The organism is Ramlibacter sp. P4_H7 (genome assembly GCF_056400765.1).
The window spans coordinates 261,173-283,195 of sequence record NZ_JBFUKP010000002.1; the positions used below are offsets into that span (position 1 = coordinate 261,173).

General features: G+C 66.0%; 21 protein-coding genes. 8 read left to right on the top strand and 13 right to left on the bottom strand.

Annotated features, from left to right (window positions below; genetic code table 11):
• On the bottom strand, positions 1-978 hold the full coding sequence (locus AC1DSA_RS04410; RefSeq protein WP_477886440.1) for a KpsF/GutQ family sugar-phosphate isomerase: 978 nt from the start codon (positions 976-978) through the stop codon (positions 1-3).
• 47 nt (positions 979-1,025) lie between these two features.
• On the opposite strand from AC1DSA_RS04410, the gene AC1DSA_RS04415 reads away from it, so the two are divergent.
• Together AC1DSA_RS04415 and AC1DSA_RS04420 are read left to right on the top strand one after the other, a co-directional pair.
• On the top strand, positions 1,026-3,011 hold the full coding sequence (locus tag AC1DSA_RS04415; RefSeq protein ID WP_477886441.1) for a monovalent cation:proton antiporter family protein: 1,986 nt from the start codon (positions 1,026-1,028) through the stop codon (positions 3,009-3,011).
• Positions 3,012-3,013: 2 nt separating this feature from the next.
• Positions 3,014-3,568 (top strand): adenine phosphoribosyltransferase, encoded by a 555-nt coding sequence (locus tag AC1DSA_RS04420; RefSeq protein WP_477886755.1) that lies wholly within the window; start codon positions 3,014-3,016, stop codon positions 3,566-3,568.
• A gap of 12 nt (positions 3,569-3,580) precedes the next feature.
• On the opposite strand, the gene AC1DSA_RS04425 is transcribed toward AC1DSA_RS04420, so the two are convergent.
• The 3 genes from AC1DSA_RS04425 to mnmE form a co-directional block, all read right to left on the bottom strand.
• Entirely contained in the window at positions 3,581-4,333 is a 753-nt protein-coding gene (locus tag AC1DSA_RS04425; protein WP_477886444.1) for a hypothetical protein, read from the bottom strand.
• A 112-nt stretch (positions 4,334-4,445) separates the two neighbouring features.
• Positions 4,446-4,937, bottom strand: a complete 492-nt coding sequence (locus AC1DSA_RS04430) for a Crp/Fnr family transcriptional regulator (RefSeq protein ID WP_477886445.1) — start codon at positions 4,935-4,937, stop codon at positions 4,446-4,448.
• Between the two features lie 166 nt (positions 4,938-5,103).
• Positions 5,104-6,543, bottom strand: a complete 1,440-nt coding sequence (gene mnmE / locus AC1DSA_RS04435; RefSeq protein ID WP_477886447.1) for a tRNA uridine-5-carboxymethylaminomethyl(34) synthesis GTPase MnmE — start codon at positions 6,541-6,543, stop codon at positions 5,104-5,106.
• A gap of 161 nt (positions 6,544-6,704) precedes the next feature.
• Here mnmE and aqpZ point away from each other — a divergent pair, with 161 nt between their 5' ends.
• Entirely contained in the window at positions 6,705-7,439 is a 735-nt protein-coding gene (gene aqpZ / locus AC1DSA_RS04440) for an aquaporin Z (RefSeq protein ID WP_477886449.1), read from the top strand.
• 62 nt (positions 7,440-7,501) lie between these two features.
• On the opposite strand, the gene yidC is transcribed toward aqpZ, so the two are convergent.
• The 4 genes from yidC to rpmH are packed head-to-tail and all read right to left on the bottom strand — an operon-like array spanning position 7,502 to position 10,045.
• Positions 7,502-9,202: a membrane protein insertase YidC gene (yidC, locus tag AC1DSA_RS04445; RefSeq protein ID WP_477886451.1), complete on the bottom strand. Its 1,701-nt coding sequence runs from the start codon at positions 9,200-9,202 to the stop codon at positions 7,502-7,504.
• On the bottom strand, positions 9,199-9,468 hold the full coding sequence (gene yidD / locus AC1DSA_RS04450; protein WP_477886452.1) for a membrane protein insertion efficiency factor YidD: 270 nt from the start codon (positions 9,466-9,468) through the stop codon (positions 9,199-9,201). Before yidD ends, yidC begins: the two co-directional genes overlap by 4 nt.
• The gene (locus tag AC1DSA_RS04455) at positions 9,465-9,869 is read right to left on the bottom strand and encodes a ribonuclease P protein component (RefSeq protein ID WP_477886456.1); all 405 of its coding nucleotides are present in this window, start codon (positions 9,867-9,869) and stop codon (positions 9,465-9,467) included. The genes yidD and AC1DSA_RS04455 overlap by 4 nt, the downstream gene beginning before the upstream one ends.
• A 41-nt stretch (positions 9,870-9,910) precedes the next feature.
• Positions 9,911-10,045, bottom strand: coding sequence for a 50S ribosomal protein L34 (gene rpmH / locus AC1DSA_RS04460; protein ID WP_145893359.1), 135 nt, complete (start codon positions 10,043-10,045; stop codon positions 9,911-9,913).
• A gap of 184 nt (positions 10,046-10,229) precedes the next feature.
• On the opposite strand from rpmH, the gene dnaA reads away from it, so the two are divergent.
• From dnaA to gyrB, 3 genes are all read left to right on the top strand, one after another.
• A complete protein-coding gene (dnaA, locus tag AC1DSA_RS04465) occupies positions 10,230-11,642 on the top strand; it encodes a chromosomal replication initiator protein DnaA (protein ID WP_477886459.1) in 1,413 nt (470 codons plus the stop codon).
• Positions 11,643-11,948: 306 nt separating this feature from the next.
• Positions 11,949-13,055, top strand: coding sequence for a DNA polymerase III subunit beta (dnaN, locus tag AC1DSA_RS04470; RefSeq protein ID WP_477886461.1), 1,107 nt, complete (start codon positions 11,949-11,951; stop codon positions 13,053-13,055).
• Between the two features lie 163 nt (positions 13,056-13,218).
• Positions 13,219-15,837, top strand: coding sequence for a DNA topoisomerase (ATP-hydrolyzing) subunit B (gene gyrB / locus AC1DSA_RS04475; RefSeq protein WP_477886463.1), 2,619 nt, complete (start codon positions 13,219-13,221; stop codon positions 15,835-15,837).
• Between the two features lie 438 nt (positions 15,838-16,275).
• Here the strand turns inward: gyrB and AC1DSA_RS04480 are convergent, their stop codons facing one another.
• On the bottom strand, positions 16,276-17,136 hold the full coding sequence (locus AC1DSA_RS04480) for a hypothetical protein (RefSeq protein WP_477886464.1): 861 nt from the start codon (positions 17,134-17,136) through the stop codon (positions 16,276-16,278).
• A 90-nt stretch (positions 17,137-17,226) separates the two neighbouring features.
• Between AC1DSA_RS04480 and AC1DSA_RS04485 the strand changes: the two genes are divergently transcribed.
• Complete coding sequence (locus AC1DSA_RS04485) at positions 17,227-18,210, top strand: HNH endonuclease (RefSeq protein ID WP_477886466.1); 984 nt, start codon at positions 17,227-17,229, stop codon at positions 18,208-18,210.
• Positions 18,211-18,239: 29 nt separating this feature from the next.
• Here the strand turns inward: AC1DSA_RS04485 and AC1DSA_RS04490 are convergent, their stop codons facing one another.
• The 3 genes from AC1DSA_RS04490 to AC1DSA_RS04500 form a co-directional block, all read right to left on the bottom strand.
• Positions 18,240-18,911 (bottom strand): MarC family protein, encoded by a 672-nt coding sequence (locus AC1DSA_RS04490; protein ID WP_477886468.1) that lies wholly within the window; start codon positions 18,909-18,911, stop codon positions 18,240-18,242.
• A 114-nt stretch (positions 18,912-19,025) separates the two neighbouring features.
• Entirely contained in the window at positions 19,026-19,415 is a 390-nt protein-coding gene (locus tag AC1DSA_RS04495) for a VOC family protein (RefSeq protein WP_477886469.1), read from the bottom strand.
• Between the two features lie 14 nt (positions 19,416-19,429).
• Positions 19,430-19,783 (bottom strand): DUF1428 domain-containing protein, encoded by a 354-nt coding sequence (locus AC1DSA_RS04500; protein WP_477886471.1) that lies wholly within the window; start codon positions 19,781-19,783, stop codon positions 19,430-19,432.
• Between the two features lie 283 nt (positions 19,784-20,066).
• On the opposite strand from AC1DSA_RS04500, the gene AC1DSA_RS04505 reads away from it, so the two are divergent.
• A complete protein-coding gene (locus AC1DSA_RS04505; protein WP_477886473.1) occupies positions 20,067-21,029 on the top strand; it encodes a Tim44 domain-containing protein in 963 nt (320 codons plus the stop codon).
• Between the two features lie 91 nt (positions 21,030-21,120).
• On the opposite strand, the gene AC1DSA_RS04510 is transcribed toward AC1DSA_RS04505, so the two are convergent.
• A complete protein-coding gene (locus tag AC1DSA_RS04510) occupies positions 21,121-22,008 on the bottom strand; it encodes a LysR substrate-binding domain-containing protein (protein WP_477886474.1) in 888 nt (295 codons plus the stop codon).
• Positions 22,009-22,023: the final 15 nt, after the last annotated feature.

Genomic DNA, 22,023 nt, shown 5'->3' on the forward strand with positions numbered 1-22,023 from the left:
TCAGATGACCTTCGCGCGCATCAGGTCGTTGCTGTTCACGGCGCCCACCAACTTTCCGTCCTCGTCCACCACCAGCACGCTGGTGATCCGGTGCTGCTCCATCAGCTGCGCGGCTTCGGCGGCGAGCGCATCGCTGCGCATGGTCCTGGGGCCGGGATGCATGACGTCGCGTGACCGTAGCGGCCGCAGGTCCACGCCCTTCTCGATCAGCCGGCGCAGGTCGCCGTCGGTGAAGATGCCCAGAACGCGGCCGGATGCGTCGACCACCGAGGTCGCGCCCAGGCCCTTGCCGCTCATCTCGCGCATCACTTCGGAGAAGCCGGCGTCGGGGCCCACGCGCGGGACCGCGTCGCCGGAGCGCATCACGTCGCTCAAGTGCGTGAGCAGCTTGCGACCGAGCGCCCCGCCGGGATGCGAGCGCGCGAAGTCCTCGCTCTTGAAGCCGCGCGCATCCAGCAGCGCCACCGCCAGCGCATCGCCCAGCGCCAGTTGCGCGGTGGTGCTGGCCGTCGGTGCGAGGTTCAGGGGACAGGCTTCCTTCTCCACGCCGCTGTCCAGCACGATGTCGGCATGCCGGCCCAGCGTGGAGTTCAGGTTGCCGGTCATGGCGACCATCGGCACCCCCAGGCGCTTGAGCACCGGCAGGATCACCGTGATCTCCTCGCTCTCGCCGCCATTGGAAATGGCCAGCACCAGGTCGATCGACTTGATCATGCCGAGGTCGCCGTGGCTGGCTTCGGCGGGATGCACGAACATTGCCGCCGTCCCGGTGGAGGCCAGCGTGGCGGCGATTTTGCGGCCCACGTGGCCGCTCTTGCCCATGCCCATCACGACCACGCGTCCGCGCAGCGCCAGCATGGCGGCCACGGCCTCCGCGAAGGCATCGCCGGTGCGCGCCTTCAGGCCCTGGACCGCGGCGGCCTCGATGTCGAAGGTTTCCTGCGCGAGGCGCAGGGCACGCGTGCGGTCGAAGGTCATGGACTGATTTTATCGGGCGGTCATGGTGGGGCGATAGCATCGGGGGGATGACCTCGCTCGAGCTGACGTTGCTGTACCTGCTGGCCGCCGTCCTGGCGGTGGTGCTGTGCCGCTCGCTCAAGCTGCCGGCCATGCTGGGTTACCTGGTCGTGGGAGTGGTGATCGGGCCCAATGCGCTGGCGCTGGCGCAGGACTCGGACAGTGTGCGCCACCTGGGGGAGTTCGGGGTGGTGTTCCTGATGTTCGTGATCGGCCTCGAGTTCAACATCTCCAAGCTGCGGGCCATGCGCACGCACGTGTTCGGACTGGGCTTGCTGCAGGTCCTGCTGACCATTCTTCCGGCGACGCTGGGGTCGCTGTTCCTCACCTGGTGGTTGCCCGGGCTCTGGCCCATGAGCTGGCAGACGGCATTGGCGCTTTCGGGAGCGCTGGCCATGAGTTCGACGGCGATCGTGGTCAAGATGATGTCCGAGCGGATGGAGCTGGAGTCCGAGCACGGCAAGCGGGTGGTGGGCGTGCTGCTGTTCCAGGACCTGGCGGTGGTCCCGCTGCTGGTGCTGATTCCTGCCCTGGGCAGCCCGCCGGAGATGCTGCTGCGCGAACTGGCGATCGCCGCGCTCAAGGGCGCCGCCCTGATCGCCCTGCTGCTGGCCGGCGGGCAGCGTGTGATGCGCTGGTGGCTCACGCTGGTCGCGCGCCGCAAGAGCGACGAGCTGTTCGTGCTGAACCTCCTGCTGGTGACGCTGGGGCTGGCCTGGATGACGCAGATGGCCGGCCTGTCGCTGGCGCTGGGCGCCTTCATCGCCGGGATCCTGATCTCGGAGACCGAATACAAGCACCAGGTGGAGACCGACATCCGGCCCTTCCACGACGTGCTGCTGGGCCTCTTTTTCATCACCGTGGGCATGCTGCTCGATTGGCGCCCGGTGTCCGAACGCTGGGGCCTGGTGCTGGTGCTCGTCACGCTGCCGGTGCTGTTCAAGCTGCTGCTGGTGACGGCCCTGGCCAAGCTGTTCGGCGCATCCATGGGCGTGTCGCTGCGCACCGGCCTGTACCTCGCGCAAGCCGGCGAATTCGGCTTCGTGCTGCTGGCGATCGCGCAGCTGAACCGGCTGGTGCCGCCGTCGCTGCTCAACCCGATCCTGGCCAGCATGGTGCTGTCGATGCTGGCGACGCCCTTCATCATCCAGTGGAGCAACCGCATCGTGATGAAGCTGGTGGCCAACGAATGGCTGATGCAGTCGCTGCAGATGACGCAGATCGCGCGCAAGTCCATCAACGTCAACAAGCACGTGATCATCTGCGGCTACGGCCGCTGCGGACAGAACCTGGCGCGCCTGCTGGAGCAGGAGGGCATCCCTTACATGGCGCTGGACCTCGACCCCGACCGCGTCCGGCAGGCCGCCGCAGCGGGGGACTCGGTGGTGTTCGGCGATGCCGCACGGCTGCAGGCCTTGATCGCCGCCGGCCTGGGCCGCGCCAGCGCCGTGGTGATCACCTACCTGAATGTCCCCGGCGCGCTGAAGGTGCTGGCGAGCGCGCGCGCCCATGCGCCGCACGTGCCGGTGCTGGTGCGCACCCAGGACGACTTCGACCTGGAAAAGCTGCAGAAGGCCGGCGCCACGGAGGTGGTGCCGGAGACCTTGGAAAGTTCGCTCATGCTGGCCAGCCACACGCTGGCGCTGGTGGGCGTGCCCATGCGCCGGGTGATCCGCATCGTGCAGGACCAGCGCGATGCCCGCTACAACCTGCTGCGCGGCTACTTCCACGGTGCCGACGACCGCGGCAGCGAGGACCGCGACCAGGAGCGTCTGGCCACGGTCACGCTGCCCATGGGCGCCAATGCGCTGGGCCGGGCGCTCAGCCAGTTGCGGCTCGCCGCTGAAGAGGTGCGGGTGGTGAGCCTGCGCCGCAGCAACGGCCGCACGGTCGATCCCGCCTCCGACCCTGCGCTGGAGGATGGCGACACGCTCGTGCTTTCGGGCCGGCCGGAGCCGCTGGCGCTGGCCGAGGAGATCCTGCTCAAAGGATGAACATGCAAGACGATGCCCTGGACGTCAGCGATTACCTGCGCCGCCACATCCGCACGGTCCCGGACTGGCCGGCGCCCGGCGTGCAGTTCCGCGACATCACGCCGCTGCTGCAGGACCCCAAGACCTTCCGCGTGCTGATCGACGCTTTCGTGCACCGCTACATGGACCGCCGCCCCGACGTCGTGGCGGGCCTGGATGCGCGCGGCTTCATTCTGGGCGCCGTGGTGGCCTACGAGCTGGGCGTCGGCTTCGTGCCGATCCGCAAGAAGGGCAAGCTGCCCTTCACCACCGTCGAGGAAACCTACGAGCTGGAGTACGGCAGTGCGACGGTCGAACTGCACACCGACGCGGTGAAGCCGGGCCAGCGCGTGCTGCTGATCGACGACCTGATCGCCACCGGCGGCACCATGATGGCCGGCAAGAAGCTGCTGGAGAAACTGGGCGCCACCGTGATCGAGGGCTGCGCCATCGTCGACCTGCCGGAGCTGGGCGGGTCGGTGAAGCTGCGCGAAGGCGGCCTGGAGGTCTTCACCTTCGTGCACTTCGCGGGCCACTGAGCCCGCGCGGCCTCAGCGCAAGGCGCCGTACTGCGTGCCGCTCAGGTGCTCGCGCACGTCGTCGTTGCCGCCGGCGACTTCGGTGTCCTCGAAGCCCGTGAGCAGCGTGTAGTTCTGGTCCGCCTTCCCGTTGTTGACCGTTGCCAGGGCCTGCTCGCCGCGCACGCCGGCGGCGAGGGCCTTCTGGAACGCGGCCACTTCGTCGGCCTGCAGCGGCTCGACCCGCCTGGCATGCAGCCCCGGGGCTTCACGCAGTTCCGCCGGGCCGGAGTGCACCTCCAGCTGGCCCGGCTGCGAGATCAGCGGCTTTTGCGCGCTGAAATGCGCCGGGTCGCCGATGGCGACGTGTTCGTTGGCGCGCCAGTAGACCGCGCTCACCAGGATGTCGTAGCGGGCCTTGGCCGTCTGCGCAACCATGGCCTCGATTTCGGCCAGGCGCGTGGTGTTGCTCGCGGCGCCGGTGGCCAGGTCGACCATCACCATGAACTGGCGCCCGCGCGGGTCCAGCGACAAGACCTTGAACTTGTAGGTGGAAGACAGCACGCCCGCGCGCACCATGGCTTCTCGCACCACCGCATACAGCATTTCGCGGCGCTCCAGGCGTTCCTTCTTCCGGTTGGCGGGCTGGGCCGCGCCGCCCGAGCCGTGCTTCAGCTGGTGATGCGGCTTGGTGGAATCCATGCGCGAGAGCCCGGAGCTGGGCGGCACGCTCGCTTGCGCATCCAGCTTCTTCCTGCCCGGCGAAAACCAGTTCAACATGGACATCGTGTTTTCCTTTTGCTTTCGGGCCAGTGTGACGGCGATCTGTTACCGCCCTGTAAGCCACCGGCGTGGGCGGACGAGCGTCGCGCGAAGCGGGACGAGCGGGACCGTGCGGTCAGGTCACTGCCACGCGCTTGGGACGGTTCGCGAGGCGACGCGAGACCAGCGAACCCAGCGCCAGCGTGATCTCCACCGCGAGCTGCGCCTGCCGGTTGGTCAGTTCAGTGAAGCGGATCGGGCTGAGCGACCACAGCTTGCAGGCGCTGGCCGCCTGCACCGTGGCATTGCGCGGTTGCCGCGTGAAGAAGGCGCCTTCACCGACCGCCGACCCCGACTCCACCGCGGCCAGCCGCAACCGGCCCTTGTCGTCCTCGTAGTGCACCGTGAGCGAGCCGGACTCGATGAAGTACACGGTGCGGTCGCTCGCATGCTGCTCGATCACCACCTGGCCCTGGCGCACGGCGAACGGCTGCAGGTAGGTGCCGAACAACTCCCACTGCTTGCTGCTCATGTGCGGGTGGAAGGCGTCCAGCGACTGGTTTTGTGCGCAGGCACGAACCAGTCCTTGCACATCGAAGTGCAGCGGGGAGGGCAGGGTTGCGTTCATGAGCCCGACAGTAAGCGCCACTGCATGAGCTCGACAAGCCTCCCTAGCGATCCATTACACGAGATACGAAGCCCGGCCGTGCTGTAACTCGATCGGCCTCGCAGCGCTGACGGGCGGACGGAAATGGCCGCTCGACGGAGTTGCGCGCCACTGCGACTTCGCGCGCTCACTTGCCGATGCAGAAGCGGCTGAAGATCACCCCGAGCAAGTCGTCCGCGCTGAATTCGCCGGTGATCTCGGACAGCGCGTTCTGTGCCAGCCGCAGTTCCTCCGCCAGCAGGTCCAGCGCCTGCGCCTGGCGCGCCAGCAGCGCGGCGGCTTCCATCAGGTGGGCGTCGACGCGGCGCAGCGCGTGCAGGTGCCGCTCGCGAGCGATGAACACGCCTTCGGGCGCGGCTTGCCAGCCGGCGATGTCCAGCAACTTCTTGCGCAGTTGATCGAGGCCTGCGCCGGTCTTGGCGGAAAGAGCGATGGACTCCGTAGGCTGGTGGTGAGCGCGCAGCCGAACCCCAGCGTTTCGCGCATCGCTGGGGTTCCTGCCGTCACCCCAGCCTACCGCAGGGACCCCAGCCACTGCATCGGCCTTGTTCCACACGTCGATCACCGGCACGTCCTGCGGCAGCTTGGCCGCGATCACCGCATCCGCTTGCTGGTAATCGGCCAGCTCCCCGCGCGTCAGGTCGTGCAGGAACACCACCGCGTCGGCCTTCTCGATCTGCCCCCAGGCCCGTTCGATCCCGATTTGCTCCACCTGGTCCGCGCCTTCGCGCAGGCCCGCGGTGTCCACCACGTGCAGCGGCACGCCTTCGATCTGGATGGTCTGGCGCACCACGTCGCGCGTGGTTCCGGCGATCGGCGTCACGATCGCCAGCTCGGCGCCGGCGAGCGCGTTGAGCAGCGAGCTCTTGCCCGCATTGGGCTGCCCCGCAATCACCACGTGCAGCCCCTCGCGCAGCAGCGCGCCCTGGTGCGCCCGCTGCATCACGCGCGCCAGGTTCGCCTGCAGCCGCTCGAGCTGCCCCACCGCATCGGCTTTCTGCAGGAAGTCGATCTCCTCTTCCGGGAAGTCGAGCGTCGCCTCCACCAGCATGCGCAGGTCGACCAGCGCATCGCGCAGGCTATGCACCTCGCGCGAGAACTCCCCCGCGAGTGAGCGCGTGGCGCTGCGCGCCGCGGCTTCCGTGCTGGCATCGATCAGGTCGGCGATCGCCTCGGCCTGGGCGAGGTCGAGCTTGCCGTTGAGGAAGGCGCGCTGCGTGAACTCACCCGGCTCGGCGACGCGCAGCTGCATCGCCGCGCCCGATTCCAGGCAGCGCGCCAGCAGCAGTTGCAGCACCACCGGGCCACCGTGGGCCTGCAGTTCCAGCACGTCCTCGCCGGTGTAGGAGTGGGGCGCCGGGAAGTGAATGGCCAGGCCCTGGTCGATCGGCGAACCATCGGCGGACAGGAAGGGCAGGTAGGTCGCCTCCCTGGGCTTCAGCGCACGCCCGCACACGGCGGAGATGACGGGCGCTACCGACTTCGCCGAGACCCGCACGATACCCACCGCGCCCCGCCCTGGTGCGGTGGCGATGGCGGCGATGGGCTGGTCGAGGCGCGCAAGCATCGCTGGATTATTCAATGGATCCAAGCTTCCGGACGCTGCCCGCACCGGCCCCGCCGCAATGGGACCAAGGTCCATGGGCGCCATTCTTGACGCTGGCAGGATGCGGCATAGACTGCACGCGCAGCGGGTTTGCTTTCGGTGTTTCACACAGGAGAGGGCAGATGACGAACACACAGCGCGGTCTTGCGGAAATGCTGGGAACGTTCTGGCTGGTTTTCGGAGGCTGCGGTAGTGCTGTTCTCGCTGCCGGCATTCCAAACCTGGGCATTGGCTATGCGGGCGTGGCGCTTGCCTTCGGACTCACCGTGCTGACGATGGCCTACACGATCGGGCACATCTCGGGCTGCCACCTCAATCCGGCGGTCACCATCGGCCTGTGGGTGGGCGGGCGCTTTCCGGCACACGACATCCCCCTGTACCTGGCCTCCCAGGTGATTGGCGCGGTACTGGCATCGGCTGCCCTCTGGTACATCGCCAGCGGCGCACCCGGGTTCGACGTGTCCAAGAGCATGCTGGCGGCCAATGGCTACGGCGAACATTCTCCGCACGGGTATTCGCTGTACGCCGGCTTCGTCGCGGAGGTGATCCTGACCTTCTTCTTCTTGCTGGTGATCATGGGCGCGACCGACACCCGTGCCCCTTCCGGCTTCGCGCCGATCGCGATCGGGCTGGCGCTGACGCTGATCCACCTGATCTCGATCCCGGTGACCAACACCTCGGTCAATCCGGCGCGCAGCACCGGCCCCGCGTTGCTCGCGGGCGGCTGGGCGATGCAACAGCTGTGGCTGTTCTGGCTGGCCCCCATCGTCGGCGGTGCGCTGGGCGGCTTCGCCTACCGGGCGATCCACGCCGAAGCGCATGTGCGTCCGCCCATCCAGGGCGAAGCGCTTCCCTGAAACGAAAAAGGGCCGCGCAAGCGGCCCTTCTCGAGATCCCCGAGGACGGGGCCGTCACTTGCTTACTTGAACTTCGGCAGGTTGAACTCCGGCGGCACGCCCATGCGCACGTTGATCAGCCACTGCTGCGCGATCGACAGCACGTTGTTGGTGATCCAGTACAGCACCAGGCCGGCCGGGAAGAAGAAGAACATCACCGAGAAGATCAGCGGCATGAACCACATCATCTTGGCCTGCATCGGGTCCGGGGGCACCGGGTTCAGCGCAGTCTGCAGCATGGTGGTCAGGGTCATGAACACCGGCAGGATGAAGTAGGGGTCCTGCACCGACAGGTCGTGGATCCAGCCCACCCAGGGCGCGCCGCGCATCTCGACGGAAGACAGCAGCACCCAGTACAGCGCGATGAACACCGGGATCTGGATGAAGATCGGCAGGCAGCCGCCCAGCGGGTTGACCTTCTCCTCCTTGTAGATGCGCATCATCTCCTGCTGCATCTGCTGCGGGTTGTCCTTGTAGCGCTCGCGCAGCTGCATCACCTTGGGGTTGATGGCCTTCATCTTGGCCATGCTCTCGTAGCCCTTGGCCTGCAGCCAGTAGAAGGCGACCTTGATGATCAGCACCAGCGCCATGATCGACCAGCCCCAGTTGCCGATGAAGCCGTGCAGCTGCGACAGCAGCCAGTACAGCGGCTTGGCCAGGATGGTCAGCCAGCCGTAGTCCTTCACCAGGTCCAGGCCGGTGGCGACCTGCTCCAGTCGCTTTTCCTCCTCGGGGCCGGAATACAGCTTGGCGTTCACCGCCACTTGCTGGCCGGGCGCCACGGTCACCGGGGTGATCATGCCGACCGCGTACAGGTTCTCGCTGACCTTGCGCACGAAGTTCTCGCGCTTGACGCCGTCGGCCAGGATCCAGGCGCTGGCGAAGTAGTGCTGCACCATCGCGACGTAGCCGCCCTCGGCGTTCTTGTCGATGTCGGCCTTGTTCTTGTCGATGTCGGAAAACTCGACCTTGTGGAACTTCTTCTCCGGTGTGTAGACCGCCGGGCCGGTGAAGGTCGAATAGAAGGACGACTCACCGGGCAGCTTGTTGCCGTCGCGTACCAGCTGCATGTACAGCTGCGGCGTCACCGGCGCGGCGCCGGTGTTGACCACCTGGTGCTGCACGCCCATGTCGTATTCGCCACGCCGCAGCGTGTAGGTCTTCACCAGCTTCACGCCGCCCTGCACCGGCGACTCGAACTTCACCACCAGTTCGTTGGCCCCGTCCTTCAGCGCCTTGTCGCCGCTGAAAGCCATCACCGTCTTGTGGTTGGGGAAGTCGCCGCCGATCAGGCCGGTCTGCGCCGCGTAGGCGCGCTCGGCGTTCTGGTTCATCAGCACGAAGGGCTCGCCGGTCTTGTCGCCCTGGTACTTCAGCATCTCGGTGCGCACCACCGAGCCGCCTTCGGTGTCGAAGGTCACGCGCAGGGTGTCGGTGCTGACCGTGACCTGCTCGCGCGGCACGGCGCTGGCCGCGGCGGGATTGGCCACCGGCGGCACCGCGCCGACCGTGGCGGCCACGGTGCCCTGCGGCACGGTGCTGATGCCGCTGGCCGCGGTGGCATTGGCGCTGGCCGCGCCCGTGGGTGCCTTGGCCGTGACGGCCGGTTTGCCGGAGGGGAAGAAGGTCGCGGTCTTGCCGTTGTAGACCTGCCATTGGTCCCACAGCATCACCAGGGAAAAGCCGAAGATCACCCAGAGGATGGTGCGTCGGATGTCGGTCATGGAGTTTTCTTGTGTTGTGGATGCGCCCAGCGCGCAAACAGCCGCGGCGCTGCCGCCGGCACGGGATCGTGGCCGCCGTCGCACCACGGGTGGCAACGGGCAATGCGGGCGGCGGCGAGATAGGCCCCGGCGGCGGCGCCGTGCGCTTCCAGCGCCTGCAGGGCATAGGCCGAGCAGGTGGGCGTGAAGCGGCAGGACGAACCCAGCCAGGGGGAGAGGAACAGTCGATAGCCCTTGACCAGGGCCGTGAGGGCGCGCTGCATCATGGCGCGACCTTCTGGAACAGCTGCAGCAGCTCGCCGCGCACGCTGGCTTTCAGCGCGTCGGACCAGGCACTGGGGAACTGGGCACGGGCGAAGTCCATCCGCAGCCGCACCACGTGGGCGGCCGCAGGCAGGCGCGAGGCGTAGGCGGCGCTCACGTTGTAGATCTGCCGCTTGATCCCATTGCGGGTGACGGCCCGTTTGGCCCAGCGCTTGGGCACCACCGCCCCGATCCAGGGCTCGTCCTGGACAACAAACAGGGCCTGGCGTCGCTCGGACTCAGGCCCTGTGGGGACGGAGGCCGCATCGATCGCTGCACGGTGCAGCACGAAATGCGGCGTCCGGGAGATGGTGGCACCTGCCATCGCTGCGTCGAACTGTGCCCGGGTCTTCAGCCGCTGCACGGTCGGCAGGCGCAGGCTGCGCTTGCTTGACGGTGTCTGGCTCAGGCGGCCAGGCGCTTGCGGCCCTTGGCGCGGCGAGCGTTGATCACGGCGCGGCCGCCACGGGTCTTCATGCGGACCAGGAAGCCGTGGGTGCGTGCGCGGCGCACTTTGGAGGGTTGGTAGGTGCGTTTCATGTTGCTTCTCGGGAAAACCCGGCATTATCGTCAAAAAGCACCGGCCCGGCAACCCGAGGCCTTGTCAAGTCCCTGTGGATTGCCCGCACGGGCCGCCGTCCGGTCTGGTGTGGATAAGGTGTTTAGCACCTAGAATGCGCCGTTTCGCACAACAAAACTAATCCACAGGAGCGGCGGGGCAAAAATGACCGAGGGGCAACAAGGCCGGCTGGCGGCCACACCGAGTCTGGAAGCAGGAGACAGCCTTTGGCAGGCCTGCGTCGACCAGCTCGCACAAGACCTCCCCGAGCAGCAGTTCAACACCTGGATCAAACCCTTGGCGGCCCAGGTTTCGGAAGACTTCTCCCGGGTCACGCTGTTCGTGGCCAACCGATTCAAGCTCGACTGGGTGCGGGCTCAGTACGCCGGACGCATTTCGGCCGTGCTGGAAAAGCTGTACGGGCAAGCCGTGCAGCTAGAGTTAGCGATCACTCCCCGCGACAATGCGACCCGCGCCTACCCGGCGCCGGCGATGGCGGCCAACGCGCCGGTGGCCGAGCCCCAGGAAATCGAGGAGGACGCCGCGCCGGCGCCCTTCAAGTCCCGGCTGAACACGGCCCTGACCTTCGACACCCTGGTGGAAGGCACGGCCAACCGGATGGCCCGGGCGGCCGCCATGCACGTCGCCGGCACCCCCGGCCAGCTTTACAACCCGCTTTTCATCTATGGTGGGGTCGGCCTGGGGAAAACCCACCTCATGCATGCCGTCGGCAACCGCCTGCTGGCCGACAAGCCCAACGCCAAGATCCTCTACATCCACGCCGAACAGTTTGTCTCGGACGTGGTCAAGGCCTACCAGCGCAAGACCTTCGACGAGTTCAAGGAGCGCTACCACTCGCTGGACCTGCTGCTCATCGACGACGTCCAGTTCTTCGCCAACAAGGACCGCACGCAGGAGGAGTTCTTCAACGCCTTCGAGGCCCTGCTGGCCAAGAAGAGCCACATCGTGATGACCTCGGACACCTATCCCAAGGGCCTGGCGGACATCCACGAGCGGCTGGTTTCCCGCTTCGACTCGGGCCTGACGGTGGCCATCGAGCCGCCCGAGCTGGAAATGCGGGTGGCCATCCTGATCAACAAGGCGCGTGCCGAGGGCACCGAGATGCCCGAGGAAGTCGCCTTCTTCGTGGCCAAGAACGTGCGCTCCAACGTGCGCGAGCTCGAAGGCGCCCTGCGCAAGATCCTGGCGTACTCCCGCTTCAACCAGAAGGAAATCTCCATCCAGCTGGCCCGGGAGGCGCTGCGCGACCTGCTGTCCATCCAGAACCGGCAGATCAGCGTGGAGAACATCCAGAAGACGGTGGCCGACTACTACAAGATCAAGGTCGCCGACATGTACAGCAAGAAGCGCCCGGCCTCGATCGCCCGGCCGCGCCAGATCGCCATGTACCTGGCCAAGGAACTGACCCAGAAGAGCCTGCCGGAGATCGGCGAGCTGTTCGGCGGGCGCGACCACACCACCGTGCTGCACGCCGTGCGCAAGATCGGCGCCGAGCGCCAGCAGCTCACCGAGCTGAACCAGCAGCTGCACGTGCTGGAACAGACGCTGAAGGGGTGAGGGCGGCTCGCAAGCTGGCGGCGCTTCGGGGGCCGGAGGTGCCTCGTGGGCCGGCGGTGCTTCTTGGCCTGGCGGTTCCTCGGGGGCTGGCGCCTCTTCGTAGGCTGGCGGTGAGCCCGCAGGCGAACCCCAGCGCTCCGCGCGCATCGCTGGGGTTCCTGCCGTCACCCCAGCCTACGGGAAATGCCTCAGTCCCCGCCGGCCGGAGCCCCCCTGTCACGGGCGGTAAATTGCTGAGGAAAACAGCGAAAATGGTGGTTTTGGCCGCGGCAGCGGCCGCGCATTGAAATACACAAGAGGAAGACGATGATTGTCCTGAAGGCAACGCAAGAAAAACTGCTCTCGGTTCTCCAGTCGGTGGCTGGCATCGTCGAGAAGCGGCACACGCTGCCCATCCTGGCCAACGTGCTGGTGCGCAAGACCGGCCCGCACCTGCAGTTCACCACCAGCGATCTCGAGATCCAGATCCGCACCAGCGCCGACATGGACGGAGATGCCGGCAACTTCACCACCACGGTGGGCGCGCGCAAGCTGATCGACATCCTGCGCACCATGCCCAGCGACCAGACGGTGAGCATCGAGTCCAGCCAGAACAAGCTGGTGATGAAGGGCGGCAAGTCGCGCTTCACCCTGCAGACGCTGCCGGCCGAAGACTTCCCGCTGGTGCAGGAAGCCCCCAGCTTCGGCCCCAAGTTCTCGGTGCCGCAGAAGACACTGAAGGACCTGCTCAACCAGGTGTCCTTCGCGATGGCGGTGCACGACATCCGCTACTACCTCAATGGCATCCTGTTCGTGGCCGAGGGCAAGACGCTGTCGCTGGTCGCCACCGACGGCCACCGCTTGGCTTTTGCCTCGGCGACCCTGGATGTAGAAGTGCCGCGCCAGGAAGTGATCCTGCCGCGCAAGACGGTGCTGGAGCTGCAGCGCCTGCTGTCCGATGCCGAAGGCGCGATCGAGATGCAGTTCGCCAACAACCAGGCCAAGTTCGCCTTCGGAGGCATGGAGTTCGTGACCAAGCTGGTCGAGGGCAAGTTCCCCGACTACAACCGCGTGATCCCCAAGAACCACAAGAACTCGGTGACCCTGGGCCGTTCGCCGCTGCTGTCCAGCCTGCAGCGCACCGCCATCCTGACCTCCGAGAAGTTCAAGGGCGTGCGCCTGAACCTGGAGCCGGGCACGCTGCGGGTGGCCAGCAACAACGCCGAACAGGAAGAAGCCGTGGACGAGCTCGACATCGACTACGGTGGCGACAACATCGAGATCGGGTTCAACGTCACGTATCTCATCGACGCGCTGGCCAACATGGACCAGGACATGGTGAAGCTGGAACTGGCCGACTCCAACAGCTCCGCGCTGATCACGATCCCGGAGAACGCGAGCTTCAAGTACGTGGTGATGCCGATGCGCATCTAGCCGGCGCAAGCCGGCTCGTAGGCTGGCGGTGCGCGCGCAGCCACACCCCAGCGATGTGCGCAAGCGCTGGGGTTCGCAAAGCTCACCACCAGCCTACGGATAACAAGGAGCCCGCCATCCCCAGGCGGGTTCCGCGCTGAGAGAGTTTGTAGAAAAGCAGGTTATGGCCCAAGACAACATCCCTCCCGCCCCGCTGGGCGAAGGCGAAGCCCCCAAGTTCACCGCCACCGGCGCCCCCGTCCCCAGCGGCGATGCGTACGGCGCCAGTTCCATCCAGATCCTGGAAGGGCTGGAGGCGGTGCGCAAGCGCCCGGGCATGTACATCGGCGACACGTCCGACGGCACCGGCCTGCACCACCTGGTGTTCGAGGTGGTCGACAACTCGATCGACGAGGCGCTGGCCGGCCACTGCGACGACATCGTCGTCACCATCCACACCGACAACTCGATCAGCGTCACCGACAACGGCCGCGGCATCCCCACCGGCATCAAGTGGGACGACAAGCACGAGCCCAAGCGCAGCGCCACCGAGATCGCGCTGACCGAACTGCACGCCGGCGGCAAGTTCAACCAGAACAGCTACAAGGTGTCGGGCGGCCTGCACGGCGTGGGCGTGAGCTGCGTGAACGCACTGTCGTCCATGCTGCGGGTGGTGGTGCGGCGCGACGGCAAGGTGCACGAGCTGGAGTTCAGCAAGGGCTTCGTGGTCAAGAGCGGCGAGGTGCACGAGGAGGCCGGCCCCACCGGTGACAAGACGCTGATCCGCCCCATGCACATCCTGGGCGACACCGACAAGCGCGGCACCGAGGTCCACTTCCTGCCGGACACCGAGATCTTCAAGGAAAACGCCGATTTCCACTACGAGATCCTGGCCAAGCGCCTGCGCGAACTGAGCTTCCTGAACAACGGCGTGCGCATCCGCCTGCTGGACGAGCGCACCGGCAAGGAAGACGACTTTGCCGGCGCCGGCGGCGTCAAGGGCTTCGTCGACTTCGTCAACAAGGGCAAGCAGGTGCTGCACCCGAACGCCTTCAACGCCATCGGCGAGAGCAAGAGCGACCAGGGCACCATGATCGGCGTCGAAGTCGCGATGCAGTGGAACAGCGGCTACAACGAGCAGGTCCTCTGCTTCACCAACAACATTCCGCAGCGCGACGGCGGCACCCACCTGACGGGCCTGCGCGCGGCGATGACGCGCGTCATCAACAAGTACATCGACGACAACGAGCTGGCCAAGAAGGCCAAGGTGGAGATCTCCGGCGAGGACATGCGCGAGGGCCTGACCTGCATCCTGAGCGTGAAGGTGCCCGAGCCCAAGTTCTCCAGCCAGACCAAGGACAAGCTCGTGTCGAGCGAAGTGCGCGGCCCGGTGGAAGACGTGGTGGCCAACAAGCTGAACGACTTCCTGCAGGAGCGGCCCAACGACGCCAAGATCATCGTCGGCAAGATCGTCGAAGCCGCGCGTGCGCGCGAGGCCGCCCGCAAGGCGCGCGAGATGACGCGCCGCAAGGGCGTGCTGGACGGCATGGGCCTGCCCGGCAAGCTGGCGGACTGCCAGGAGAAGGACCCGGCCCTGTGCGAGATCTACATCGTCGAGGGCGACTCCGCCGGCGGCAGCGCCAAGCAGGGCCGCGACCGGAAGTTCCAGGCCATCCTGCCCCTGCGCGGCAAGATCCTGAACGTGGAGAAGGCGCGCTACGAGAAGCTGCTGACGTCCAACGAGATCGTCACGCTGATCACCGCGCTGGGCACCGGCATCGGCAAGGCGGCCGTGGAGTCGGGCAAGAGCGGCGTCGACGACTTCGACGTGGCCAAGCTGCGCTACCACCGCATCATCATCATGACCGACGCCGACGTGGACGGCGCGCACATCCGCACGCTGCTGCTGACCTTCTTCTATCGGCAGATGCCCGAGCTGGTAGAGCGCGGCCACATCTACATCGCGCAGCCGCCGCTGTACAAGGTGAAGGCCGGCAAGGAGGAGCTCTACCTGAAGGACGGCCACGAGCTCGACGGCTTCCTGCTGCGCATCGCCCTGACCGGCGCCAAGGTGGAGACCGGCGGGGCGACGCCCACGGTGATCCAGGGGGACACCCTGGCCGAACTGGCGCGCAAGCACCAGGTCGCCGAGAACGTGATCGCCCGCCTGGGCGGCTTCATGGACGCCGAGGCGCTGCGCGCGGTGGCCGACGGCGTGGCGCTGAACCTGGACACGGTGAGCGAGGCGGAAGCCAGCGCGCTCAAGCTGCAGGCCAAGCTGCAGGAGATCGACCGCCTGACCAACGCCGCGCCGGCCGAGGTGGCGGGCGAGTTCGACGTGCGCAGCGACAAGCCGATCCTGCGCATCAGCCGCCGCCACCACGGCAACATCAAGTCCAGCGTGATCACGCAGGACTTCGTGCACGGCGCCGACTACAAGGCCCTGGCCGAAGCCGCCGACACCTTCCGCGGCCTGCTGGGCGAGGGCGCCGTGGTCAAGCGCGGCGAGGGCGAGCGCGCGAAGGAAGAAAAGGTGAGCGACTTCCGCCAGGCCATGGGCTGGCTGATCTCCGAAGGCGAGCGCGCCACCTCGCGCCAGCGCTACAAGGGCCTGGGTGAGATGAACCCGCAGCAGCTGTGGGAGACGACGATGGATCCGACGGTGCGGCGCCTGCTAAGGGTGCAGATCGATGATGCGATCGAGGCGGACCGGGTGTTCACGATGCTGATGGGGGATGAGGTGGAGCCGCGGAGGGATTTCATCGAGACGAATGCGTTGAGAGCGGCGAATATCGACGTTTGATCGTCATCGATATCGATCGTAGTCGTGCGTGCAACAGAGAAGAAGGTCGCTCGGTGCGCTCTTTTTCAATTGGCGGCGAGATCTTCGTTTGCTCAGCGCATACCGAGCAAAGCAGACAGAGCGATGTTCAAGAGAAGTAGAACGCCTTGTCCAAGTGATGCTCGAGCAACAGAAAAAGACTGCTGCCGTCAACCCCGAGCATCTTTGGGAGACCACGATGGCCCGATCGCGCGACGCCAAGTAGCAGTGCCTCTGCCAATGTGCTTCAGGACTCGAAGACCACTAGCACGGGATTCACAACGACGACCACCTGGTCTGCCCGTCGCTGCCGCGAAGACACTCCAGCTTAAATAGGGCGCGCAGCGGACCTAGGCTTAAAGGGCGACGAGAGAGGGCGCTGGCGGCGAGATACCAGCGCCCTGTATCCTTTGCTCGACGTTAAGGCTTGCTACCCACGAACAGTACTCCGTCGGTACGCGTTGCGTTGGGTGCCGCTGCATACAGCCGCTTAGTTGCCGAATCGAAGTAGACAATGCCACCGAGTGTCTGACCTGAGAAGAAGCAGGGGGACGCACCGAATGTGACACTGAAGTTGTAGGCGTTGCCGTCAGCGCGAGGTGCCACTGTTCCGCTAAACGCACACCCACTTCCAGAACCGGAGAGCTGGCCGCCACTCGACACTGTCACCGTGGCGTTCTGGACGCCCAGCGAGAAGGCCACTTGGCCACTATATGTGCCGGCGACTGTAGCGAGGGCGGGCGTCTGCTCGAAGTCTGCCTTGTACACGCTGGTGAAGGCGGTAGTGGTCCCGTTTGAGTATTTCACTACTCCGTTGAGGCTCTGCTTCGTGACTGCAGTGGCAGAGACCGTGACAGGCAAGACGCCGGCGCCCTCCAGATTGAAATCACGACCATCAACGGAGGAGAACGTGCTGCCGCTCATGCTACTGGTGCCCTGCACGACGCTTGCAATGAGAGAGGGAACGCCCACCCGAGAGTACAGAACGTAGTACGTGCCGTCGCTCAAAACTAGGCCAGTCATTGCGCGATTGGCATCCGTTGTTCCGGTCCACAGACCAAGAGCAGTCGTCGCTGAAGGTGCTGCCGGTGGTGCGGCAGGCGCAGGATCGCCTCCTCCTCCACAACCGGACAGCGTGACTGCAAAGGCGAACATGACCAAGATTTTTTTCATTTGAAATCTCCCGTTGAAAATCGCCGCGATCATCGATGTATTCGCAGCCTCGCGCAATAAGCCAAAAGTCAGAGTTTGATAGCAATCAAACTCGCTGGCATGCGCCAACGATCCGGCCTCGTCTCAAATTGCGCGAAGTCACTGCATAGGTTTTCCACTATTCAGAGAGAGATTCCCAGCGTGTAGTCTTCATCTCCTATGCGCTACTGGTGGGTAAACCAAAATCAGACTTTCGAGCACGAAGTGGGCGGGGGCTATCTTTGGTCACCCAAGCTCAAGGCGAACCTCGCACGTAATCCGTACTACGACTTCATGCGAGAGGTTGCTCCCGGCGACATCGTCTTTTCGTTTGCAAAAGCGCGGATCGCCGCGATAGGCCATGTGACCTCACATGCCTACGAGGCGCCGAAGCCAAACGAGTTCGGGACTGCGGGAGCTTATTGGGACAAGATCGGGTGGCGAGTGGATGTTGTGTTCACCAAGTTGCAGAGGCCGATTCGCCCTGCAGATCACATCGCAGCCTTGCTTCCCTTTCTGCCCAGACGCTACTCGCCCCTGCAGCCCAACGGGGCGGGTCTTCAAAACGTCTACCTCACCTTCGTCTCGAAAGAGTTTGCCTCCGTTCTGATCGACTTGATCGGGGTGGAGGGAAGGATGTTGGCTTCCCCTTCCGCTGTTCGGCAGCAATTCCAGCCTAGTACGCCTGGCATCGGCCTTCTTGAGTGGGAAGAGCACGAATTGCGAGAGCTTGAATCCGACGAAACTCTTGCCGAAACAGAAAGGAAGGCCGTCGTTCTTGCACGCCGCGGCCAAGGACTTTTCAAGCAGCGGGTGATGCAGATAGAGCAGGTTTGTCGAATCACCGGCGTGAGCCGGGTGGAGCATTTGCGCGCGAGCCACTGCAAGCCCTGGCGAGATTCCAGCAACACCGAGCGACTGGATGGAGAGAACGGTCTGCTACTCACCCCGAATGCAGATCACCTTTTCGACCGAGGCTTCATCAGCTTCGAGGACTCCGGCGATGTTTTGATTTCTCCTGTGGCGCATCAGGACTCTCTTTCGCGGCTGGGCTTATCCCTGGGCCAACTAACAAATGTGGGTCGCTTCAGTGAAGGCCAACGCAAGTATCTCGAGTTTCACCGTGAGAACGTCTTGCTTCAGTCGCGCTATTTGGCCATCTGAGTACTTAGGACCGTGAGTCCCCAGGACGCTCAGCCTGCCAGGTGATTCAACTCCGCCCACCCCGTCCACAGGATCTGGATGCCGATGCACAGCAGCACGAAGGCCATCATGCGCATCATCACCAAGGTGCCGACTTCGCCCAGGCGCATCAGCAGGCGGCCGCCGTTGCGATACACCAGGTAGACGACTGCGGCGGTGAGCGCTGCGCCGAGCACTGCGACGCCGGCGCCCATCAGGTAGAAGAGGGGGGTGCGCGGCAGCTGCGCGCCCAACGCGATGGCCGCGGCGATGGAGCCCGGGCCGGTGGTGAGCGGGAAGGTCAATGGGAAGAAGCCGCTGCGCGCGATCTCGGCCTCGCTGAGGTCGGGGCTGGCCGACTCGGCCACTGCGTCATTCACCTTGTCGCCTTCGTTGCCGGTCAGCATGCGCCACGCACTGGCGGCCACCAGCAGGCCGCCGCCGACGCGCACGATGGGCAGCGAGATGCCGAACAGCTCCAGCACATAGGTCCCGATCAGCATCGAGACAACGACAACGATCCAGCTGTTGATCGCGACCTGCCGCGACAGCCGTTTGAGCACGTGGTCCCTGTAGCCGGCCGCGCTGAGGACGATGGGCGCCGTGCCCAGGGGATTCATGATGGGCAACAGGGTCAGCGGCACCAGCAGCAGCGATTGCAGCATCGAAGGCAGGGAATCCACGCGAGCACCTCTGGTTTTGGCCGAGCGTGCAGTGTGCCGCAAAGCTTCGCCGCGCCTGTTGCGCGTGGGTCGCGTCCATTCCCGCCTTCACCCGCGGGCCTGCAGGTGCAGCGCTCACGCGGAGCCGGGCGCTTCCTCGATCAAGGCCATGATGTTCCCCTCGCTGTCCTTGAACCAGGCCGCCTTGGCCCCACCCGCCGTGATCGCGCCCTGCGTGCTCCTTTCCCCCGGCATGTCGTAGTCCTCGAACACGACGCCCTTCGCCTTCAGCGCCACGATCAAGGCATCGACATCGTCGACCGACCAGAAGGCCTGGCTCGCTTTCGACGTTCCCGCGTTCGGCGTCGGGTACAGGAAGCAGGCGGTGCCCCCGGCGGACTCGTAGACCACGCCGCCGTTGCGTTCCTCCTTCGGACGCAGGCCCACCTTCGTTTCGTAGAACTCCCGCGCCCGCTTCAGGTCGCGGGCCGGGATGTACGCGTACATGGGAAATTTCTGAAGCATGGTCGTTCTCCCGGCTACGCGCTGACGATCACCTGGAAGCCGCCGAAGATCATCCGCTGGCCGTCGAAGGGCATCGGGTTCATGCCCGCCTGCAGGCGCGGGTCGGCCATGGACTTCTTCATGCCCTCGTCGCGGACCGCCTTGGACGGCCAGGTGATCCAGGAGAACACCACGGCCTCGTCGTCCTTGCGCTTCACCGCCATCGGGAACGAGGTGACCTTGACTTCGGGCACGTCGTCGCCCCAGCATTCGGTGATCGACAGGGCGCCGTTCTCCTTGAACACGGCCGCTGCGGCCTGCGCGACGCGCCGGTAGGTGTCCTTGTTCGCGGTGGGCACGGGGACCACATATCCATCCACGTAGTTCATGCATTGGCTCCTTTGCAAAGCGCGGCGGCAACACGCAGCCGCTCGAAGGAATGACGAACGAGGCTAGGCGCTTTCGACAAGCCGGCCTGTAACGGTGGATTGCTCAGTGGGTTGCTCTTCCGGGGTGCGGCTGCAGAGGACCGATGGGCTGCGGCATGACAAGCTCTACGAAGGTCGAGTTGGTTCGTCTTTCCCTGACCAATCATCCGCCTCCATCTGCTTTTTCCTCCGCTCGCCACCTGCTACCTTCCGGTCTCCCGAACAGTTCTCCAAGGAGACTCTCTTGAGAAAAACACTTGCGCTCTTCGCCGTCGTCCTCTCGCTGGGGATGACGACCATGGCCTTCGATGCCGAGGCGGCCCGGCGGCTGGGCGGCGGCAAGTCGACCGGCATGCAAAAGCAGAACGTGACGCCGCCGGCCACCGCGCCGAGCGGCACCAGCGCATCGCCCAGCCAGGCAGCGCCGGCTGCCGGCACGGCCGCTGCCGCTGGTGCACCTGCTGCCGCAGCGGCGGCCCCCAAGCGCAGCTGGATGGGACCGATTGCCGGGCTCGCCGCTGGCCTGGGCCTGGCGGCGCTGGCTTCGCACCTCGGCATGGGCGAGGCCTTTGCCAACATGCTGATGATCGGACTGCTCGTGATGGGCGTGCTGCTGGTGGTGGGCATGGTGATGCGCAAGCGCGCGGCAGCGCAGGCCGGCGGCCTGGCCGGTGCCGGTGGCGTGGGCGGCGTCGGCGGTCCGTTCGGGCAAGCGCAATCGCAGGAGCCCACGTTTCGCACCTCGACCCAGCCGCAAGGCGGGTCGCTGATCGGCTCGCGCATCGGTGGCGGTGTGGACGTGCCCGTTGCCTCGGGCACGAACGTAGGCAGCATCCCCGCCGATTTTGATGCCGCCGGCTTCGCGCGCAATGCGCAGGACCAGTTCATGGCCTTGCAGTCGGCCAACGATGCAGGCGACCTGGACCGCCTGCGCGGCTACCTCACGCCCGAGATGTTCGAGGCCGTGAAGGCAGACCTGGCCGCGCGCGGCAACGCGCCGCAGCAGACGCAGGTGTTCGGGCTGACCGCGCAGGTGCTGAATGTGGTGGAGGAAGCCGCGCAGTACGTGGTCAGCGTGCGCTTTACGGGCAGCGTGCGGGATGAGGCGGGGGCGGTGCCGGAGGATCTGGATGAGATCTGGCACCTGGTGAAGCCGCGCGCCGGGATGGGCGGGTGGGTGGTTGCGGGGATTCAGCAGGGGAAGTGAGCTCCGGCCGCGATGGAGGCTGCTTGCCCCCACCCCAGCCCTCCCCCGGGAGGGGAGGGGGCAACAGCCGGGGAAGAAGACCAGGGCGGAGCTAAGGGGCAGCGGACTGCAGCAGGCGCTGCACCAGCGGGTGCTGGATGCGCCGCTCGGCGGAGATCAGGTAGAAGTGCTCGACCAGCTCGGGCGCTTCGCCCAGCAGGCGCATGCCCTTGTCCTGCAGCAGCTCCTCGCGGGACCAGCGCGAGGAGGGGAAGGCGCCCATGCCGCTGCGGCCGAAGGCTGCCAGCAGCGCACTGTCCTCGAATTCGCCCGCCACGCGCGGGCGAATTCCATTGCGCTCGAACCATTGGTCCAGCCGCGGACGCACCGCCGCATGCGCGGTGGGCAGCAGCACCGGCAGTTCGCCCAGGCAGGCGGGGAAGGGCAGCTTGCTCTTCTTGGCCAGCTGCACCGGCGCAAACCACGCCATGGTCGCTTCGCCCAGCGCGTGACCGTACAGGCGCAGGTTGGGGTTGGGCGGCGCCGGCCGGTCCGACAGCACCACGTCTAGGCGGTGCAGCGCCAGGTCCGCCAGCAGGCGGTCGAATTCGTCCTCGTGGCAAAGCAGCCGCACGCGCGGATCGTCCACCGCCGGTTGCAGCAGGTGCCGCACCACCAGCTTGGGCAGGCCGTCCGAGATGCCCACCGCCAGGCGCAGGCCCCGGTCCGTGGCGGCCTCGCGCACGGCGTCGGGCAGCTGTTCGCCCAGCTGGAAGATCTGGTCGGCCAGCGTCATCGCGGCCACGCCGGCTTCGGTCAGCACGATGCCTCGGCCGGCCGGCTTGAACAGCGAGTGCCCCAGCTCCTGCTCCAGCAGGCGCACCTGCGCGCTCACCGTCTGCACCGCCATGTCCAGGCGCGCGGCGGCACGGGCGATGCCACCTTCCTTGGCGACGACCCAGAAGTAGTACAGATGCCGGTAGTTGAGCGCGCTGGCCATGGGCGTGGAGTGTGC

Bases quoted from the DNA above. Each gene is read 5' to 3' on its own strand.
- AC1DSA_RS04420 (WP_477886755.1), top strand. From the start codon at position 3,014: ATGCAAGACGATGCCCTGGACGTCAGCGATTACCTGCGCCGCCACATC.
- AC1DSA_RS04415 (WP_477886441.1), top strand. From the start codon at position 1,026: ATGACCTCGCTCGAGCTGACGTTGCTGTACCTGCTGGCCGCCGTCCTG.
- AC1DSA_RS04425 (WP_477886444.1), bottom strand. From the start codon at position 4,333: ATGTCCATGTTGAACTGGTTTTCGCCGGGCAGGAAGAAGCTGGATGCG.
- yidD (WP_477886452.1), bottom strand. From the start codon at position 9,468: ATGATGCAGCGCGCCCTCACGGCCCTGGTCAAGGGCTATCGACTGTTC.
- rpmH (WP_145893359.1), bottom strand. From the start codon at position 10,045: ATGAAACGCACCTACCAACCCTCCAAAGTGCGCCGCGCACGCACCCAC.
- gyrB (WP_477886463.1), top strand. From the start codon at position 13,219: ATGGCCCAAGACAACATCCCTCCCGCCCCGCTGGGCGAAGGCGAAGCC.
- dnaN (WP_477886461.1), top strand. From the start codon at position 11,949: ATGATTGTCCTGAAGGCAACGCAAGAAAAACTGCTCTCGGTTCTCCAG.
- AC1DSA_RS04485 (WP_477886466.1), top strand. From the start codon at position 17,227: ATGCGCTACTGGTGGGTAAACCAAAATCAGACTTTCGAGCACGAAGTG.
- AC1DSA_RS04510 (WP_477886474.1), bottom strand. From the start codon at position 22,008: ATGGCCAGCGCGCTCAACTACCGGCATCTGTACTACTTCTGGGTCGTC.
- aqpZ (WP_477886449.1), top strand. From the start codon at position 6,705: ATGACGAACACACAGCGCGGTCTTGCGGAAATGCTGGGAACGTTCTGG.
- AC1DSA_RS04495 (WP_477886469.1), bottom strand. From the start codon at position 19,415: ATGCTTCAGAAATTTCCCATGTACGCGTACATCCCGGCCCGCGACCTG.
- dnaA (WP_477886459.1), top strand. From the start codon at position 10,230: ATGACCGAGGGGCAACAAGGCCGGCTGGCGGCCACACCGAGTCTGGAA.
- yidC (WP_477886451.1), bottom strand. From the start codon at position 9,202: ATGACCGACATCCGACGCACCATCCTCTGGGTGATCTTCGGCTTTTCC.
- mnmE (WP_477886447.1), bottom strand. From the start codon at position 6,543: ATGCTTGCGCGCCTCGACCAGCCCATCGCCGCCATCGCCACCGCACCA.
- AC1DSA_RS04430 (WP_477886445.1), bottom strand. From the start codon at position 4,937: ATGAACGCAACCCTGCCCTCCCCGCTGCACTTCGATGTGCAAGGACTG.
- AC1DSA_RS04500 (WP_477886471.1), bottom strand. From the start codon at position 19,783: ATGAACTACGTGGATGGATATGTGGTCCCCGTGCCCACCGCGAACAAG.
- AC1DSA_RS04410 (WP_477886440.1), bottom strand. From the start codon at position 978: ATGACCTTCGACCGCACGCGTGCCCTGCGCCTCGCGCAGGAAACCTTC.